Raw genomic sequence first — 18126 nt, forward strand, 5'->3', positions numbered from 1 at the left:
TCAAGTCCTACTCGGGGAGTTTTTAAATCACACATAATGTGTGATTTTTTTATTGTTTAAAATAAGCACATAAAGTTTCATATTGAATCATATATATAAATGTACATACCTGTTAAGGTAGTACTTAGGTGCTTTCCCCAGCACCCGCATTTCCGGGCGGAAGTCTCAATCTCCTGTAGACTTCCGCCCCTCTGCGTTCTTTTTCCGTATTTGTTAACTGCAATTCTTATATTACATATAATAATATTAACATAAAACGAAAGGGTGTAGAATATGCCCCCATTCCCACCTTACGGCACCCCTCCAGGCGGACCAGTACCTATGGGCCCTCCGCCATCAGCCGCACCGCCTAAACCAGTCCAGTCCAGATCTGCTACAAAAATGGTGAGCCCTGGTTCAATGAAAAATTGTATCGGACGCTTTACCTATATATGGATGAGCAACGGACAGGAGTTCTGGTTCTTCCCAATTCAAATATGGCGGAACAGCGTCTCAGGCTTCCGCTGGGACAGAAGATTCGGCTGGTCATATGCAGGAATATCGTTAAACCGGATAGATATGTTCACCTGCTCCTGACAAAGAAAGTCACCCACGCAGCCAGACCGTTATACGGCAACAATTCAGAAAGGTGATGTGGTAATATGGATAAATATATATGCCGTTACGAAACGTGCATATTACCCAAAAAAGTAGATGTACCAATAGAACTTTACAAGTCGCTGCAAGGGGAATATTTTATCGGCTATGCAGATAACTTGTCTTTTGGCAACAATACCAGCGCCTGGGCCAGATTATATAATCCCAGCCGCTCACAGGTAAACTTATATGTAAATGTTTGGACTGTCTCAGATATTTCGCAAGCTCCTTACCGCGCCCAATTTTGGTTTAATGCAACTCCGCCTGGGACACCGACGGACTCAGATTTGGTATCGCCTGCCAATACTGCCCTCATTCCTTTGCCAGAGCCAAAAATAAAGTTACAATATGCTTCAAATGTTGAAGGGGATCCATCGGGAGGCGTAAAAGCATTTGTTCGCAGGGCCCAACCGGAAACAACCCTGGTAGAGAGCGAAAACGGTAAACTAATATTCCCGCCGGGAGGTTCTTTATTGATATTCCTGTCTACGCCAGAAGCTCCAACAGCTTCTGCCTCTGGCAGAATAGCCTTCGGCTGGTGGGAAGAAAGCATTTATGATACTTGTATCGTATGACAGGATTAATACAGAAAGGAAGCAAGAATTTTATTTTTGCTTCCTTTCTGTTCTGAAATCCCTTATTTAAGAGGAGATAACCTGGTACGGATTATACATTGGCATATCAGGAAATAGCCTTATCTTCTAAATTGCGGCTCTTTTTCTTTTAGAAACTTAAGAATTTATAAGTAAGGTCGATTATACATAAGTAATATTATAAAAAAAGGTGAGGGAATGAGATGAACGAAGAAACATTGGTATTTGGTAAAGGTATTAAAATTTGGAGCATTATTTGCATTGTTTTAAGTGCACTTGCTTTAATTGTTAATTGTGCAATAGGGTTTTATGATATGGCTGTTATAGGTGTAGTTGTCTGTGCAGCTTATATTCTTTTGTTAGTTAAGAAAAATAAGATTGCATTTTATGCCATTGCGGTTTGTACAATAATTATCATGATTCTGAATGTGGTAATACACGATGTGGGTATTGCCTCATTAGCCGGTATTATTAATCCTATCGTTACATTTGGTTTTCTATCGAAATACTGGAAACAGATGAAATAGCGGTTATTATTGAAGCAACTATCTAAAATGGTGGTTGCTTTTTTTATTACCAATTTTGTTTAAATTAGGTTCAAATATACGATTAAGTCTATTTAAACGGATTTTGAAAATAAAAAAACCCCGTAAACACGAGGTTTTCGAGGTTTGAATCTGCGATTAAGCCACCTTGGATTTTGCAAGCTCAGCTAATTTTGCGAAGCCTTCTGCATCATTAACAGCCATGTCAGCTAATACTTTTCTGTTTAAATCAACACCAGCCAGCTTTAATCCATGCATAAATACGCTGTAGGATACGCCGTTGATACGGGCAGCTGCATTGATACGGGCAATCCATAACTGTCTGAACTGTCTCTTTCTTTCTTTTCTGCCTGCATAAGAACTTGTTAAAGCTCTCATTACGGACTGTTTTGCTACTCTATACTGTTTGGAACGAGCGCCTCTGTAGCCTTTAGCCATCTTTAACACTCTGTTATGTCTTTTCTTAGCGTTCATACCGCCTTTAATTCTTGCCATCGGTCTTTCCTCCTTCTCAACTTAGAATTCTATAAATATGGTAAAATCTTTTTCATTACTTTTGCATTGGTTGCATCAGTAACAATATCTTTTCTAAGATTTCTTTTTCTCTTAGTAGATTTCTTAGTTAAGATGTGAGATTTGTAAGCTTTATTTCTTACAAGCTTTCCTGTACCTGTAACTTTGAAACGTTTTGCAGCTGATTTGCTTGTTTTTAATTTAGGCATTGTATTTTCCTCCTTGATAATGTTCTTTTAGCGTTTTGCGGTTAAAAACATAACCATGCTTCTTCCTTCCACTTTCGATGGTTTGTCGATTGTCGCAATATCGGATAACTTCTCAGCGAAATCATCTAAAATATATCTTGACTTTGACATATGCGCCATCTCACGACCTCTGAAACGTAAGGTTACCTTAACTTTATCTCCTTTTTCGAGGAACTTCCTTGCGGCGCCCATCTTTGTATTCAAATCATTCGTATCAATGTTGGGAGATAAACGAACTTCTTTTATTTCGATTACCTTCTGTTTCTTTTTAGCTTCTTTTTCTTTTCTTGCCAGCTCATAACGATACTTACCGTAATCGATGATCTTGCAAACCGGTGGTTTCGCGGTAGGAGCAATTTTAACCAAATCAAGCTCTGCTTCTTTTGCCATCTGCATGGCATCTTTGGTTGACATAACTCCAAGCTTTTCTCCGTTTTCACCAATCAACAGAATTTCTTTATCTCTGATCTGTTCATTAATCATTAAATCGCTAATTGTCGTGCACCTCCATTATATTGTGTGTGTATTGGTCGGAATCACATTGCTGCCTTTAGGCATAAAAAAAAGTAGATAGACAAACGCTATCCACCACCAAAGTCTCTACACAGTATACCTATGTATCAAAGGCTATGAACCAGGGACACTTACTCGTGCCGTGGTGAGGCGGATACCTACTTTCCTGTCTGTTGTTTCCACAACTTTTATTATAATACTACACAATTTGTGATATGTCAATGTTTTTCCGCTTTAATTTATGACTGAAATTACAGCCGGCACCTTTTTTATGATTTTGTAAATAATATAGAAGAAAGACAAAAACCTGCCGGATTTCTGCCGGTATGTCTTTGTCTTTCTTTTACCTTTATCTGGTCCTAAATGTTGCACACTCCGTATGCCCCGCTTCTCTGGCACCATCACCTGCAATGCCGATGTGCTCTGCCGAACAGTGACGGCCCTCATTGTATATACAGTTAACCGCTTCACAATCTACTTCCAGTCTGCTCTCTGGCGTTTTGAATAAGTTATGAAAAGAACCGTCTTTGTTCTCATCAAAGCTTCCGCAGCAGGTATCAGCCGTATCCTTGGCCTGAGATCCTTCCACAATAATTGCAGACTTGCAACAGCAATTATCAGAATTATGCAAACAACTGGTTACATTGCAGTCCAATTTTGTCATATTCATTTCCTCCTGGAATTCTTATTGAGATTTTCTTTCAGGAGGTATTATGCTCCGAGGGAGAGGAAAATATTCTCACGAATCGTTCCTCTCCCTCGGAATCATATGATATTATTTAGACTCTTCTGTTACATTGATCTTCTTAATTTCTTTGGTACGGATCTCCCGGCAGATCTCATCAATAAAGTCTGCAACCGGCCGCTGTCCTTCATCTCCGTTAAAGCGGCTGCGTACGGAAACCACACCATCTTCCTCTTCTTTCTGTCCCACTACCAGCATATACGGCAGTTTTGAAAGACGGGCTTCGCGGATTTTATAACCGATTTTTTCGGAACGCTCATCTACTGTTGCAAGAATTCCGTTTGCTTTCAGCTGGTCAGCCACTTTCGCTGCATACTCATGATACTTTTCGGAAATTGGGAGAACGCGGACCTGTTCCGGACACAACCAGGTCGGGAAGGCACCTTCGTATTTTTCAATCAGCCATGCAAGAGTTCTTTCATAGCAGCCAATGGATGTTCTGTGAATAATATATGGACGTTTCTTTGTTCCATCCTTATCTACAAAGCTCATGTCAAAACGTTCTGCCAGGAACATATCCAGCTGGATGGTGATCATCGTGTCTTCCTTGCCATATACATTCTTAGCCTGGATATCCAGCTTCGGACCATAGAATGCTGCTTCTCCCACTGCTTCCGTATACTCAATTCCAATGTGATCCAGGATTTTACGCATCATGTCCTGTACTTCATCCCACATCTCGGGAGTTCCAAGGTAGTGGCTGGCATTGTCAGGATCCCATTTGGACATCCGGTAAGTCACATCCCCTTCCAGACCAAGAGTTGTTAAGCAGTATTTTGCAAGATCCACACAGCCCTTAAACTCTTCCTCAATCTGATCCGGACGGACGATTAAATGGCCTTCGGAAATAGTAAACTGGCGTACCCGGGTAAGTCCATGCATCTCTCCGGAATCTTCATTTCTAAACAGAGTTGATGTTTCACCATATCTGCATGGAAGATCGCGGTAAGATTTCTGGCTCTGTTTGTACACATAATACTGGAATGGACATGTCATGGGGCGAAGAGCAAACACTTCATCATCTTTTTCTTCATCCCCAAGAACAAACATGCCTTCTTTGTAATGATCCCAGTGGTCAGAGATAATATACAAATCCCGCTTTGCCATAAGAGGTGTCTTGGTTCTCATATAACCGCGTCTCTCCTCTTCATCCTCAATCCATCGCTGCATGGTCTGAACGATCTTAGCACCCTTGGGCATTAAAAGGGGCAGACCCTGACCAATGACATCAACAGTGGCAAACAGTTCTAAATCACGGCCAAGCTTGTTGTGATCACGGTTTTTGATATTGGCTAAATATTCCAGATATTCATTTAACTCGTCTTTCTTTGAGAATGCTGTTCCGTAAATGCGGGCAAGCATGGCATTCTTTTCGCTTCCTCTCCAGTATGCACCGGAGGATGAAGTCAGTTTAAATGCCTTGATCGGCTTTGTGCTCATAAGGTGAGGTCCTGCGCAAAGATCGGTAAAATCTCCCTGCTTATAAAAAGAGATCTCTTCTCCTTCAGGCAGGTCTAAAATCAGTTCCACCTTATAAGGCTCACCCTTTTCTTCCATAAATTTAACTGCTTCTTCTCTTGGAAGAGTAAAACGCTCAATGGCTTCCCCTTCTTTGATGATCTTTTTCATTTCTGCTTCAATTTTATCCAGATCTTCTCTGGAAAAAGAAGGATTGTCAAAATCATAATAAAATCCATTCTCAATAGAAGGTCCAATAGCAAGTTTGGCCTGAGGATAAAGTCTTTTCACTGCCTGAGCCAGGATATGGCTGGTTGTATGACGGTAAGCCGCAAGACCTGCAGGATCGCTGACTGTTAAAATGCTTAAACTGCAATCCTTATTTACTGTAGTTCGTAAATCCACAACCTCTCCATCTATCTCGCCTGCACAGGCATTTCTGGCAAGTCCTTCACTGATATCAGAAGCGATATCAATGACTGACATTGCATGATCATACTCTTTGACCGAACCGTCTTTTAACGTAATCTTCATTGTTCTAATCTCCTTTACCAATTATTTTGAATCATGGATCAAATAAAAAAAGCCCCTTTCCATATGTTTCCATACAGAAAGGGACGATTCTAACTTAATAAATCGCGGTTCCACCCTACTTGAAAGAATGATTCACTCATTCAAACCACTTATACTGATGATAACGGAATCACCGTTCCCGATTAAGGGACGCTCCAAGCTGGTCTTCTCCTGATATTCCGGCAAGGCACTTTCACCGTATATGCCTCTCTCTGAGCTCTCCTGTCAGGATACTGGTCTTGTCACCGCTTTATCTTTATTGCTTTTCTATGCCTAAATTATAACACTCAAAAACGTTTTGTCAAGCGTCATGAAATATTTTCTTACAAAAGGAGAAGAAGTGACGCTGTTATTGCCACAATGCTGATTATAATTGAAAGGGAATTAATGGCACTTGCCATTTCAATATCGCCTTTTAATTCCGCTGTGAATGCTGGTGAAATGCCCGCAACCGGGCCAAGAGTGACTATTGCAAGCGTCTGACGGATCTCCAGACTAAAGGGGGCAAAAAAGTAAAAACCCACGGCCATTGCGATTGCAATTGTATACCTCAACCCAAGTATCTGGATAATTTTTTTGATTTTTTCTTTATCCATACGGATTTCAAATCCAATTCCAAGCATAAGCAGAGCCAGAAATGCATTGGCTGCTCCTGCAGTATCTGCAAAGCTGATTATGATACCTGGAAGCTTGATATTTAGGAGGCCTAAAATTGTCATGACCACATAGGAATCAAATGGTACAGAAGAAAAAAGCTTTTTCACAACCTTGTTAAAAGAAGGCTTATCCTCTCCTCCTGCCGCCATACTGGCAAGAGAATAGGTCAGTCCTGTACACATCACTGAATTCCCGGCATCAAAAAGACTGGTTGCCGCAAAACCTACAGGACTTAAGAAGCTCTGCACAAAAGGCATTGTGAAAGTCCCTATATTATAGCCGGACATATTAAGCATGGCGAAGGCTTTGCTGTCTCCGGAGCGGGAAATATTGGTGATATATCCGGTCCCTATCGTTATAAAATTACAAAAAATCCCAATAACACACATGGCAAGGAGGGAACGCTCCATAGTGATTTTGCTGAAATTGGAAACAATGGCAGCCGGAAGGGTGATCTTTATCACTATTCTGGAAAACAGATAAAAATCTTTTGCCTGAAAAAAACCTGCCCGTTTCAGTAAATAGCCCATTATAATAATCGCCACAAAGGCTGCTGCCCTCACTAGTACTGCTGTCATAAAAACTCCTCTTTAAGTCTCCAGGCAAAACTGCCGGCGGTGCTTTAAGGCCCCGCCGGTAAGTTCTTTCTTATATTATTTTACCTCTACGCTCCAGCCTGCAGGTCCTGTCAGCCTGCCAAGCTGTATGCCGGTAATGGTATCATAGCATCTCTGTGTGAGTTCGCCGATCTTTCCTCCGCCGATCGACATTCTCTCTTCCTCAAACCGAAGCTCCCCAACCGGTGAAACGACTGCTGCCGTACCGGTTCCAAAGCACTCTTCCATCTCTCCTGATCTGGCTGCAGCCACCACTTCATCTACAGAAATCTTCCGCTCTTCAACCTTAATTCCCCATTCTCTGCACAGGGAAAGAACAGAATCTCTTGTAACGCCTGGAAGAATGCTGCCGTTTAGTTCAGGAGTGATAACGACGCCGTTTATCTTAAAGAAAATATTCATAGCGCCTACTTCTTCAATGTACTTGCGGTGAACACCGTCAAGCCACAGCACCTGGGAGTATCCTTCATCATGGGCTTTCACCTGCGCAGCCAGGGAAGCAACATAGTTTCCGCCGGTCTTTGCTTCACCGATTCCGCCTTTTACCGCTCTTACATAATCATCTTCGATCCAGATCTTAACCGGGTCAAGTCCGCTTGCGTAATAAGCTCCTACAGGAGAAAGAATAATCATGAACTTATAAGTATGAGATGGTCTCACTCCCAGAAACGGATCAGTGGCAATCACAAATGGTCTGATATAAAGAGAGGTTCCCGGCTTTGTGGGAATCCAGTCCTGATCCACGCTTACAACTGTCTTTAACGCCTCTAAAAAGAGTTCTTCCGGAATCTCTGGAATGCAGAGTCTGTCATTGCTTCTGTTGGCTCTCTCAATGTTCTTGTCAGGACGGAATAAAAGGATCTTTCCCTCTTCGGTTTTATACGCTTTTAAGCCTTCAAACATCTCCTGACCGTAATGGAACACCATGGATGAGGGTTCCAGTTCCAGCTTGTGGTAAGGTACAACTCTTGGGTCGTACCAGCCCTTTCCTTCCTCATAATCCACCTCAAACATATGATCCGTAAATATGGTACCAAATGTCAAAGGATTTTCTTTACCCGGTTTTTCTTTCGGGCAAGCGGTTCTCTCAATTCTTATAGTCTGCATGTTATACTCTTCCTTTCCCATACCGGCATATCGTCAGCTTTTATAATTTGTTTATCATTATCTTCCAAAAAACTGCTGATGTCAAGAATTTTCAGCCTGTTTTAGTCTGCCGAAATGGAATCAAATCCATAACTTCTGGTTATATAACGGGGAAATTCCATTCTCACCGTCTTCATGGGGTTCACTGTCTGGCAAATCACAAGGTCTCCTGCCAGGGTCAGAAGCATTCCGGCATCCTCATCATCCAGGCCGATTTTTTCTTTCAGAAAACGATACATCTGTCTGACCGCCTTTCTCCATGCAGTCTCCACATCGTCTGCTGAAGCAATGGTAATCAGCTTTTCACCGGTCTCAATCACAGGATATGGAACGCAGTTTTTATTTTTCACCACATCAACCCGCAGAACGGCTTTTCCTTCTATCTCCAGACCGCAGTCTTCCACCTCTCCGTCGCCCATAATTCCATGAATATCGCCCAGGGATAAAAGTGCTCCCTCCGCAAAAACCGGGAGATAAAGTGTAACCCCTTTTCTGATCTGTGTGCAGTCCATATTTCCGCCATGATCCATGGGAGTAATGGTGGAGACACCATCTCCGTCCGGAGCCACACCGATCACTCCGATCATTGGTGTAAGGGGCAGTTTCAGCTGTTCACTGTAATGGGCATATCCGTCGATTACAGGAATCCGCTTCAGCACTTTTCCTGGAAAAAATTCCTTCTCACTGCCGCTTCCCGGTCCCAGCATAACTACTCCCACTGGCCCCAGTATGATATCCAGTATATCAATCTTTAACATATCTCCAGGCATGGCGCCTTCTATATAAAGTGGTCCTGTAGCCGGATTTCCAGGCTTTCGCACAACATTTTCAAAGGTTGCCTCTTCGGGAAGAAACTGATTGGTAAAGCAGTCATAAGTTTCAAAAACCACCGTCTCTCCCGCTTTGATCCGTTCACAGGGAGGATTATCGTTTGACAGTGTATGGGTAATATAATTTCTGGTTATGGTTTTCATCTTTTCAGTCCTTTCTGTGGTCTGGTCTTTCCGCTAAGTTCCGGCCATACCGTAACTAACATGGTGATAAAACAGGCGCCTCCTCCGATCAAATTGGAGATTGGCTCTGCCATTAGAATTCCATTTGCTCCATTCCCTAAAATGGCAGGAAGGAGTAAGATGAGCGGAACAACTATAACAACTTTTCTGAAAATGGAAAAAAACACTGCTCTTCTGGCCTTTCCCAGTGCCACAAAAACCGACTGCCCGGCAAATTGAAGAGACATGAGAAAGAATCCAAAATAATAAATCCGCATGGAAGGAATTCCTGCTTCCAGAAGCTCCCCATCCTGATTGAAAATACGGATAAAAAATTCCGGAAAGCTGTGGACAAGCACCCACATGACCGTTGTGTACAAAATAGCTACTACAGAAATGAATTTGATGGCCTGCTTCACCCGTTTGTATTCACCAGCGCCGTAATTGAATCCAATAACTGGCTGAGAGCCATTGGTCAGGCCATTTACCGGCATGGAGATCACTTCTCTGACAGAATTAATCACGGTCATAATTCCTACATATAAATCACCACCATAGTGCTGAAGAGAGGAATTGTACATGATCTGCACCAGACTGTTGGTTATGGACATGGTGAAGCCGGACATTCCAAGGGCTGTGATGGATTTAACCCGGTTTTTTCTTAAGCGCAGTGCAGAAAGTTTCAGCTTCAGTATGGTTTTTTTCCCTCTTAAAAACAGCACAATCCAAAGCGCTGAGAGAAACTGGGATATAATTGTCGCGAGAGCCGCTCCTCTTACCCCCATATCCATGACAAAAATAAAGATGGGGTCCAGCAAAATATTAGCTGCCGCCCCAACCAGAACCGTAATCATCCCTATGGTTCCAAACCCCTGGGAATTGATAAAGCTGTTCATCCCAAGTCCGGTCATTACGAAAATACTGCCAAGAAGATAGATGCTGATATACTGATCTGCAAACGGATAAGTCTTATCACTGGCACCAAAAAGATACAGCATGGGCTTTTTTAAAACAAGTCCCAAAGCAGTAAGAATGATTCCAAATATAATTAGCAGCACAAAGGAGTTTCCCATAATTTTTTCAGCTTCTTCCGTATTGCCCCTGCCTCTTTCAATGGAGCACAGGGGAGCTCCTCCCATACCGAATAAATTGGCAAAAGCGATTACCATGGAAATAATGGGAAGGCAGAGCCCCAGACCGGTCAAAGCCAGTGTTGCATTCTCTGGAATCCTTCCTATGTAAATTCTATCGATGATATTATAAAGTACATTAATCAGCTGGGCAAGGGTCATAGGAACCGCCAATTTTAATATATTCCCTATAATATTTCCCTTTGAAAAGTCATTTTTTGTATCAGCCATTCGTTTCCCGCCATTCGTTTATATTATGCTCCCAATACAGCACATTCTTAATCATAGCATGAATATTTCCATTTTGCATCCAGTTTTTAAGTCTTCCGCAGGATTCCCGCCGTTCCCCTGTAAAAAAAGCCGGTTCCATTATCAGGAACCGGCAGGAATATAATAAAAATTCTTACATAAGGGATTGATATAACCATATAATGTCATCCAGACTGGCTTCTTTGGGATTGCCGGGAGCACAGGCATCTGCTGCTGCTGATTTGGCCAGAAATGCAATATCCTCTTCTTTTGCAATGCTTTTTAAATCAGCAGGAATTCCTACATCTGCTGAAAGCTTTTTAACTGCAGTAACTGCAGCCATTCTGTATTCCTCCGGGCTCATGGAATCTGTTCCTTCCACTCCCATGGCTTTTGCTATATCACGATACTTCTCTCCAGTTGCTTCCGCGTTAAACTCCATGATCGTCGGAAGGAGGATCGCATTAGCCACTCCATGAGGAGTATCATAGACTGCGCCCAGAGCATGGGCCATAGAATGCACGATTCCGAGACCGCAGTTTGAAAATCCCATACCAGTCATATATTGTCCCAATGCCATACCCTCTCTGCCTTCCGGGGTATTGTCCACAGCACCTCTTAAGCTTTTGCCAATCAGTTCAACCGCTTTTAAATTAAACATGTCTGTAATGGGATTGGCACCTTTTGTGATATATCCTTCGATTGCATGTGTGAGCGCATCCATACCGGTAGCTGCAGTCAGCCCCTTCGGCATGCTGGACATCATGTCCGGATCAACAATTGCCACAACAGGAATGTCGTGAGGATCTACACATACAAATTTACGTTTTTTCTCCACATCAGTAATGACGTAATTGATCGTTACTTCTGCTGCAGTTCCAGCCGTGGTTGGTACTGCAATGATCGGGACTGACGGATTCTTTGTAGGCGCAACACCTTCTAAACTTCTTACATCTGCGTATTCCGGATTTGCTATGATAATGCCGATTGCTTTGGAGGTATCCATAGAGGAGCCGCCCCCAATGGCAATGATATAATCAGCACCGGATTTTTTGTAGGCTTCTACTCCGGTCTGAACATTCTCAATTGTGGGATTCGGCTTAATATCAGAATAAATTTCATATTCCAGACCGTTTTCTTCCAGTATTTTTGTTACTTTCGATGTAACCTGGAATTTAATTAAATCAGGATCTGATGCAACAAATGCCTTCTTAAATCCTCTTTTTGCTACTTCGCCGGGAATCTCAAGAATGGCACCCGCACCGTGATAGGATGTCTCATTTAAAACAATTCTGTTTGCCATGGTAATCTCTCCTTTTCTTTTCTTCCATTAAGAAACCGTTTGGTCCTGTTATAATTTTAACAACCAGGCAATAAAAAAGAAAGTTACAGTTTACGGTTTTTGTAACAAATGTTACATCTTCCCTAAACTGTAACTCCAATTATGTGCATAAATACCAGATTTTAAACCAGTCCTGCTTCCGAAAAAACTTGAGACAGCTTAGGCGGCATGGCTTCCACAAGACTTTCTGCCATCTCCTTTGGTGACTTCGGCATTCCGGAAAGAACCCATTTCACCGTCATATACACGGATCCGCGGCAATACATCTCCAGCAGAAACTGAATCTCTTCTGATAAAGGTTCCTTCCTTCTATGAATCAACAGATCCGTATAGAATCCCATGATCAGTTCGAAATCATGCTCCTTTAATGAATTATAATCATCAGTACGGAATGCACCGGTAAAGAAAACCGACTCCTTCAAAATGAACTGGAACTTTTCATTCAGGCTCTGGCAGACAGTCTTGTCCACACCGATCTGGGCAAATGATTCCAGCACCAGCTTATCAAAATACCAGTTTATCAAATCATACTTATCCTTAAAATTACGATAGAATGTCTGCCTTGTCATCTGACAGCCGTCTACAATATTCTGTACCGTGATTTTATCCACCGGTCTGGTTTTCATACAGTCTTTTATGGAATCAGCAAGCCGGTATTTTGTCTTTTCACTCTTATTGGGATAATCAGCCATGTTCCGCTCCTGTCACGTATATTTGATATCTATTTTAACACAGCAGGCGCTTTTTGTGAATATTGCTGATAAAAACTTCTTATTAAGTGATTGGGGCAGGATTAAAAATACACAAATCATTGTGTAGACGGTATTTTTCAGCCCATGTCTGTTTCCGCCCGCTGGCTGTATCAATGATCTCATGAAACAGCAGAGTCCCGATTTCTTCAATTGTGGATTCTCCTGTGGCAATGGTCCCTGCATTGATATCAATTAAGTCCTGCCACTGTGCCTTCATATCATTTCTTGAACAGACTTTTATGACAGGGGCGATTGCCAGACCATAAGGTGTTCCTCTTCCTGTCATAAATACCTGAAGCCCGATACCGCTTGCCAGCTGACAGGGACCGCAGACAATATCACTCGCCGGTGTTGCAGCATAGATAAGCCCTTTTTTGCTTGGTTTTTCAGCAGGCGACAGCACTTCCACAATGGGAGATGTTCCGGATTTTGCTATGGAACCCATGGCTTTTTCCACGATGTTTGCAAGCCCTCCCTTTTTATTGCCGGGAGTCGGATTCGCACTGCGGTCAACCTCTCCTTCCTGAAGGTAGCGGTCGTACCATTTCATTTCACTGGCCAGTTTTTTCCCCACCTCTTCATTGATGCACCGCTTGGCCAAAAGATAGACTCCGTCCCTGACCTCTGTCACCTCGGAAAACAAAACGGTTGCTCCGCCTTTTACCAGCATGTCGGAGGCATAGCCTGCCGCCGGATTGGCGGTAACACCGGAAAATGCATCGCTTCCGCCGCACTGCATTCCAATGAGTAAATCAGAAAGGGGAAGCGTCACACGTTTTCTATCATTTAAAATCTTAAGCTTCTTTTCTGCCATTTCCATCAAGGCACTGATCATATCTTCAAACCCCTCTTTTTCCTGAAGTATGATTACATTGTCCGGATTAATATCTGCAGAATCGCAAAGCATCTCCACCGTAAACTTTTCACAGCCAAGCGCCACCACCATAAGCTGCCCGCCAAAATTGGGGTGCTTCGATAAATTTCTAAGGGCACGGATCGGGATTTTCGCCTCCGGCGCATGGATGGCAACTCCGCAGCCGTAGGCATGGTTAATGGGAACAATATCATCGACATTGGGATATTTATGAAGCAGTTCCCGTTTCATTCGCTCCACCGCTACATTTAATACACCGGTCACACACTGAACCGTTGTACTGATTCCCAGAATATTACGGGTCCCGGCGGGGCCGCCCCATGGATTTACATAGCCTTCCCATGTTGTTACCGGCGGCTCTGGCAAGTCTGTTACAAGACTGGTTGAAAATACCATATGATCCACATCCGGCGGTTCGGGAAGCTCCAGCATATATTCATTAATCCAGTCCCCCCTTTTAACAGCCTCTGTTGCGTAACCCAGCACCACACCATAGCGGATCACAGATCCACCCTTTTCAATATCCTTAAGCGCAATCTTGTGGGCCTGGGGAATGTCATATCTGGCAGTGACGCCGGGCATAATTTCCTGGCCTGCTTTGATCTCATCGACTGCAATTGCCACATTATCTTCTTCCTTGATTTTAACAAACAGCGGTTTACTCATTTCTTACTGATCCTTTCCAAGTGATAATACACAAAAATCATGCAAATTCTGTTTGTTTTTATTATAAATACATGGGATGCATTTGTAAAATTCATACTTTTAAGAATTCTCTAACTTTTTCTTTGAGTACTTGTTGTACTTTTTAGTTAATTGATCTATACTGACAGTACATGATTCATACAGGGGGAAATATCTTGGATACCAAACAGATTGAATATATATTAAAGATTGCAGAAGAAAATAACATCACAAAAGCTGCAGAAAAGCTTTTTCTCACACAGCCCGCTTTAAACCAGCAGCTTCTTCGTCTGGAAAAGGAACTGGGTACCCAGCTTTTTCATCGTTCACGGACAAATTGGAGACCTACCCAGGCTGGAGAGGTATATCTTGAAAATGCCAGGAAAATACTGCTGATTAAACAGGAAACCTACCGCACCATCGGCGATATGGTCTCTGATAAAAAGGGAACGCTGTCGGTTGGCCTCACGCCAGGGAGAGGAATTGCCATGTTTTCCGCGGTCTATCCCAAATTTCATCAGAATTTTCCGGGCATTCATATCATTCCTGTGGAACGCAGTGTGATAAACCAGCAGGAGATGATTTTAAAAGGGGAACTGGATATTGGCTTTCAGACACTATGCCCCAGTCAGCGCACTTTAGACGAATATGTGGAACTGGGAAAAGAGGAAATTCTTCTTGCTCTTCCCTCAAAGCACCCTTTAAGCAGCCAGAAAGAAAACAGTGGGGAGATTTATCCGGAACAGGATATCAAAGCTCTGGCAGAGGACCCCTTTGTTTTAATGTACCAGGAATCTACCATTCGCTATCTCGTGGACCGGATCTTTCTTGAAGCAGATTTCGCCCCGAATGTATTATTTGAGACATCCAGCACCAGCGCGATCATTACCATGATTCAGGCCGGCCTTTGCTGCGGCCTGATTCCCATGTCCTATTTCCGGACGAAGCCGGAAGGGATTGCATGCTTTTCCCTTCCTTCCCACCCTACGTGGGATGTGGTGGCTTCATACCGCAAGAACAGCTATTTAACCCGTGCTGCCAAATACTTTATCAGGCTTGCTGCGGAATATTGGAACTATTAATCCTCTTTTGAAAACTCAAACAGATTTAATCCTACCGTCTCATCTGCTCTTCTGCCAACTGCACCCGGGATCTCCGTAACAATGATCTCTCCCGTAGCACTGATGACTGCACGTCCCAGATGACCGCTGTGGCATTCTCCGTTATGGGGATTTCCTATTACCATGTGAAGATGGAGATATGGTTCTCCGTCTTTTTCCGTAATGCTGCCCATGAGAGATGCAATTTCATAAAGTCCTTTATACTCATGGCTGTAATACTCTTTCTTTTTTGTATCATAAACTCCAAGCTGAACGGTACCTGCTGCGCCCAGACCGTTTACGGACGCCAGCCTGATCTTTTCTTTTTTACAGATCTGTATCAAACTGGTTAAAATCTCCTCTCCCGGATCCAGCCGTATGACAAATGTATGTTCAAATTTTCTGTATTCCATATAGATTCGCCTCCTGTTCATTAATCTTTTTCAACTGCTTCCTGATTCTCTTTCACAAACATGATGCCAAAAGCCAGTGCTAAAAACATACAGGAAAACCAGATGGTTTTTTCCGCAAACAAAGGTACCAGAAAACTGCCAGCTGCTGCACCCACGGCAAAAAACAGGATCACTCCATAATAGCGAAGGCATTTTTCAAGGCTTTCCCTGTCCCTGGTCTGGCGGTACCGGTACAGCATTTCGGTCGCACTTCTCAGATTCCCGATACACATGGTGCTTGCAAAAGCACTGCCCTTCATTTTTCTAAATGCTTCCACCTGCATGGCACAGACAAAGGATACCATGGCATTGGCGGCCAGATCGACGGATCTGGGCAAAAATCCTACCGCAAACAAAAGGACCATTTCCATAACCACTACAATCTGCCGCCAGTGTATTCTTTCATTATCTTTATATCTTCCCCTGATTATTTCAGAAACATAGATTCCTGCAGCAAAGGCCAGAATCGGCATCAGATAGCGGAAGGCTGTCTGCCAGCTTCTGTTCATAATACTGTGGGCAAAAATAATGATATTGCCAGTCTGGGCATTGGCATATACCTTACCTCTGTAAAAGTAGGTATAGGCATCCTGTAAGCCTCCGGATAACGTGAGGATTACTCCCGTTGACATCGCTTCTGACATCTGCCCCTCAATTCTTTTCCAGATCATTTTCCATCACCTGCCTTTCCAAAGCCTACTATACCACATCTTTTTCTGGTTGGAAACAAAGGGCTGCTGAAAGTGAACAAAAAATCTGTAGTATCTGCCAAATTCAACATAAAATTAGTAGAATTTATTTCTTCTTTGCCTTATGCTTATTGAGCACGAAAAAACATTGCCCAGAAAGAGGAGAAATACCATGTCAGAGAAAGCGACATTATCTGCCAAAGATGAAAAATTCCGTAATTTTGCACTGCATGCCAATATGTGGAAGGTGGTTCTCTACGTCGGAACACCGTTAGCACTTTACCAAAGCTTAAATCAGCTTTTTAAAATATTTGACTCCATGATGGCGGCCCATATCAGCGCTTCTTCCGTTTCCGCAGTTGCCTATCTTTCCCAGATCAACTTAACGCTGTCCGCTCTGGGAGGAGGGCTTGCCATTGGATCCAGTTTAAAAATCAGTGAAGCTTACGGTGCCGGAGATTTTAATCTTGTAAAAAAACGGGTGAGCAGCCTTTTTGCCATGTGCGGTTTATTGGGGGCAGCGATTCTTCTTGTTCTCATGCCTGCTGCTCCCCAGTTCCTTAAATTTGCCAAAACGCCGGACAGTTTTATTGCAGAAGGCACCCAGTATTTCCGTCTGGAGCTGATCGGTATGGTCATCAGTTTTTTTAACAACGTCTATATTGCCATTGAAAGAGCCAGAGGCAATTCCCGCAGAATCCTTCACCTGAACATGGGTGTTATTGTCATTAAACTTTCCTTAACTGCTCTGTTTGTCTATGTGATGGGGGCTGGAATCAATATGATTTCCGTTGCAACAATCATCTCCCAGATTTTTATTCTGGCTGCTGCAATTAAAAACTTAAACCAGAAGGACAATGCATTTGGCTGCTCCTTACACAGCATCCGTTTAAAATCTGCTGTAATTGCGCCGATGATCACCCTGTCCATACCGGTTATTATCGAGAAAATTGCCTTTTCTCTTGGAAAAGTAGTTATTAATTCCATGAGCACGATTTACAGTGCGCTGACGGTTGGTGCCCTTGGAATCTCCAATAATATCGGCGGTATTACTACGATGCCGCAAAATGGTTTTCAGGAGGGCGGTTCTGCCATCATCAGTCAGAATATGGGAGCTGGTAAGCCCGGCCGTGCCATGAAGGCATTCGGCTGCATCCTGGTAATCAATATTTTTCTGGGAGCCGTCCTGATGTCCTTATCCCTGCTCTTTTTAGGACAGATCAGCAGGCTTTTTGCAGGCCAAAACAGGGAATTCGCTGATATGATCGCATCGATTTACCGTTATGAGGCTTATGGAGCCATTCCTCTGGGAATTAATGCATCCGTTCTTGCACTGCTGTATGGATTTGGCAGAACAAAAATTACCCTGACCATCAATTTCTGCCGGGTATTCGTATTTCGCATACCGGTTCTGTGGTATCTGCAGAACTATACACAGATGGGAAGTACCAGCGTCGGCGTAGTTATGGCTGTCAGCAATATCTGCACCGGATTATTTGCTCTGGCCATCGGTATCATCGAAATCCGCAGAGTATGCCTGCAGTATCATATTGCAAACAGCTTTTTCCCTGTTTTAAAGAAAAGTCCGCAGCCAAAAGCTGATTCATAACAAAAAACA

19 protein-coding genes are annotated in these 18126 nt (G+C 43.0%); 5 read left to right on the top strand and 14 right to left on the bottom strand.

The window, feature by feature from the left end; translation table 11 throughout:
- Positions 1-431: 431 nt before the first annotated feature.
- From DS742_RS28915 to DS742_RS16605, 3 genes are all read left to right on the top strand, one after another.
- Positions 432-632: a hypothetical protein gene (locus tag DS742_RS28915; protein WP_170313494.1), complete on the top strand. Its 201-nt coding sequence runs from the start codon at positions 432-434 to the stop codon at positions 630-632.
- 9 nt (positions 633-641) lie between these two features.
- Positions 642-1211: a DUF6143 family protein gene (locus DS742_RS16600; protein WP_117418104.1), complete on the top strand. Its 570-nt coding sequence runs from the start codon at positions 642-644 to the stop codon at positions 1209-1211.
- A gap of 221 nt (positions 1212-1432) precedes the next feature.
- Positions 1433-1756: a hypothetical protein gene (locus DS742_RS16605; RefSeq protein ID WP_117418105.1), complete on the top strand. Its 324-nt coding sequence runs from the start codon at positions 1433-1435 to the stop codon at positions 1754-1756.
- A gap of 156 nt (positions 1757-1912) precedes the next feature.
- Here the strand turns inward: DS742_RS16605 and rplT are convergent, their stop codons facing one another.
- From rplT to garD, 12 genes are all read right to left on the bottom strand, one after another.
- Positions 1913-2269, bottom strand: coding sequence for a 50S ribosomal protein L20 (rplT, locus tag DS742_RS16610; protein ID WP_104439346.1), 357 nt, complete (start codon positions 2267-2269; stop codon positions 1913-1915).
- Between the two features lie 29 nt (positions 2270-2298).
- Positions 2299-2496: a 50S ribosomal protein L35 gene (rpmI, locus tag DS742_RS16615; protein WP_013272956.1), complete on the bottom strand. Its 198-nt coding sequence runs from the start codon at positions 2494-2496 to the stop codon at positions 2299-2301.
- Between the two features lie 27 nt (positions 2497-2523).
- Positions 2524-3018 carry a translation initiation factor IF-3 gene (infC, locus tag DS742_RS16620; protein ID WP_117418106.1) on the bottom strand — a complete coding sequence of 165 codons (495 nt, stop codon included), beginning with the start codon at positions 3016-3018 and terminating at the stop codon, positions 2524-2526.
- A gap of 379 nt (positions 3019-3397) precedes the next feature.
- Complete coding sequence (locus DS742_RS16625) at positions 3398-3712, bottom strand: DUF1540 domain-containing protein (RefSeq protein WP_117418107.1); 315 nt, start codon at positions 3710-3712, stop codon at positions 3398-3400.
- Between the two features lie 111 nt (positions 3713-3823).
- Positions 3824-5785 (bottom strand): threonine--tRNA ligase, encoded by a 1962-nt coding sequence (thrS, locus tag DS742_RS16630; protein ID WP_117418108.1) that lies wholly within the window; start codon positions 5783-5785, stop codon positions 3824-3826.
- Between the two features lie 362 nt (positions 5786-6147).
- The gene (locus tag DS742_RS16635; protein ID WP_117418109.1) at positions 6148-7059 is read right to left on the bottom strand and encodes an AEC family transporter; all 912 of its coding nucleotides are present in this window, start codon (positions 7057-7059) and stop codon (positions 6148-6150) included.
- Between the two features lie 75 nt (positions 7060-7134).
- Positions 7135-8205 (bottom strand): branched-chain amino acid aminotransferase, encoded by a 1071-nt coding sequence (locus DS742_RS16640; protein ID WP_117418110.1) that lies wholly within the window; start codon positions 8203-8205, stop codon positions 7135-7137.
- A gap of 101 nt (positions 8206-8306) precedes the next feature.
- Positions 8307-9218 (bottom strand): acetamidase/formamidase family protein, encoded by a 912-nt coding sequence (locus DS742_RS16645; protein ID WP_117418111.1) that lies wholly within the window; start codon positions 9216-9218, stop codon positions 8307-8309.
- On the bottom strand, positions 9215-10597 hold the full coding sequence (locus tag DS742_RS16650; protein WP_117418112.1) for an MATE family efflux transporter: 1383 nt from the start codon (positions 10595-10597) through the stop codon (positions 9215-9217). The genes DS742_RS16645 and DS742_RS16650 overlap by 4 nt, the downstream gene beginning before the upstream one ends.
- Positions 10598-10769: 172 nt before the next feature.
- Positions 10770-11918 (bottom strand): lactaldehyde reductase, encoded by a 1149-nt coding sequence (gene fucO / locus DS742_RS16655; RefSeq protein WP_117418113.1) that lies wholly within the window; start codon positions 11916-11918, stop codon positions 10770-10772.
- 161 nt (positions 11919-12079) lie between these two features.
- On the bottom strand, positions 12080-12649 hold the full coding sequence (locus DS742_RS16660) for a TetR/AcrR family transcriptional regulator C-terminal domain-containing protein (RefSeq protein WP_117418114.1): 570 nt from the start codon (positions 12647-12649) through the stop codon (positions 12080-12082).
- 82 nt (positions 12650-12731) lie between these two features.
- A complete protein-coding gene (garD, locus tag DS742_RS16665) occupies positions 12732-14249 on the bottom strand; it encodes a galactarate dehydratase (RefSeq protein WP_117418115.1) in 1518 nt (505 codons plus the stop codon).
- A 194-nt stretch (positions 14250-14443) separates the two neighbouring features.
- Between garD and DS742_RS16670 the strand changes: the two genes are divergently transcribed.
- Complete coding sequence (locus DS742_RS16670) at positions 14444-15349, top strand: LysR family transcriptional regulator (protein ID WP_117418116.1); 906 nt, start codon at positions 14444-14446, stop codon at positions 15347-15349.
- Here DS742_RS16670 and DS742_RS16675 read toward each other — a convergent pair.
- Both DS742_RS16675 and DS742_RS16680 read right to left on the bottom strand, forming a co-directional pair.
- Positions 15346-15780 (bottom strand): PPC domain-containing DNA-binding protein, encoded by a 435-nt coding sequence (locus DS742_RS16675; protein WP_117418117.1) that lies wholly within the window; start codon positions 15778-15780, stop codon positions 15346-15348. The genes DS742_RS16670 and DS742_RS16675 overlap by 4 nt on opposite strands.
- A gap of 20 nt (positions 15781-15800) precedes the next feature.
- A complete protein-coding gene (locus DS742_RS16680) occupies positions 15801-16490 on the bottom strand; it encodes a YoaK family protein (RefSeq protein WP_242996543.1) in 690 nt (229 codons plus the stop codon).
- 190 nt (positions 16491-16680) lie between these two features.
- Between DS742_RS16680 and DS742_RS16685 the strand changes: the two genes are divergently transcribed.
- A complete protein-coding gene (locus tag DS742_RS16685; RefSeq protein ID WP_117418118.1) occupies positions 16681-18117 on the top strand; it encodes an MATE family efflux transporter in 1437 nt (478 codons plus the stop codon).
- The last annotated feature ends 9 nt before the right edge of the window (positions 18118-18126 follow it).

Source organism: Lacrimispora amygdalina (assembly GCF_003432035.1).
Lineage (GTDB): Bacteria > Bacillota > Clostridia > Lachnospirales > Lachnospiraceae > Lacrimispora > Lacrimispora amygdalina.

Coding starts and splice junctions, on each gene's coding strand:
- DS742_RS16600 (WP_117418104.1), top strand. CDS start 642: ATGGATAAATATATATGCCGTTACGAAACGTGCATATTACCCAAAAAA.
- DS742_RS16640 (WP_117418110.1), bottom strand. CDS start 8,205: ATGCAGACTATAAGAATTGAGAGAACCGCTTGCCCGAAAGAAAAACCG.
- DS742_RS28915 (WP_170313494.1), top strand. CDS start 432: ATGGATGAGCAACGGACAGGAGTTCTGGTTCTTCCCAATTCAAATATG.
- fucO (WP_117418113.1), bottom strand. CDS start 11,918: ATGGCAAACAGAATTGTTTTAAATGAGACATCCTATCACGGTGCGGGT.
- garD (WP_117418115.1), bottom strand. CDS start 14,249: ATGAGTAAACCGCTGTTTGTTAAAATCAAGGAAGAAGATAATGTGGCA.
- DS742_RS16625 (WP_117418107.1), bottom strand. CDS start 3,712: ATGACAAAATTGGACTGCAATGTAACCAGTTGTTTGCATAATTCTGAT.
- rpmI (WP_013272956.1), bottom strand. CDS start 2,496: ATGCCTAAATTAAAAACAAGCAAATCAGCTGCAAAACGTTTCAAAGTT.
- thrS (WP_117418108.1), bottom strand. CDS start 5,785: ATGAAGATTACGTTAAAAGACGGTTCGGTCAAAGAGTATGATCATGCA.
- DS742_RS16685 (WP_117418118.1), top strand. CDS start 16,681: ATGTCAGAGAAAGCGACATTATCTGCCAAAGATGAAAAATTCCGTAAT.
- DS742_RS16645 (WP_117418111.1), bottom strand. CDS start 9,218: ATGAAAACCATAACCAGAAATTATATTACCCATACACTGTCAAACGAT.
- DS742_RS16660 (WP_117418114.1), bottom strand. CDS start 12,649: ATGGCTGATTATCCCAATAAGAGTGAAAAGACAAAATACCGGCTTGCT.
- infC (WP_117418106.1), bottom strand. CDS start 3,018: ATGATTAATGAACAGATCAGAGATAAAGAAATTCTGTTGATTGGTGAA.
- DS742_RS16635 (WP_117418109.1), bottom strand. CDS start 7,059: ATGACAGCAGTACTAGTGAGGGCAGCAGCCTTTGTGGCGATTATTATA.
- DS742_RS16675 (WP_117418117.1), bottom strand. CDS start 15,780: ATGGAATACAGAAAATTTGAACATACATTTGTCATACGGCTGGATCCG.
- DS742_RS16680 (WP_242996543.1), bottom strand. CDS start 16,490: ATGATCTGGAAAAGAATTGAGGGGCAGATGTCAGAAGCGATGTCAACG.
- DS742_RS16605 (WP_117418105.1), top strand. CDS start 1,433: ATGAACGAAGAAACATTGGTATTTGGTAAAGGTATTAAAATTTGGAGC.
- rplT (WP_104439346.1), bottom strand. CDS start 2,269: ATGGCAAGAATTAAAGGCGGTATGAACGCTAAGAAAAGACATAACAGA.
- DS742_RS16650 (WP_117418112.1), bottom strand. CDS start 10,597: ATGGCTGATACAAAAAATGACTTTTCAAAGGGAAATATTATAGGGAAT.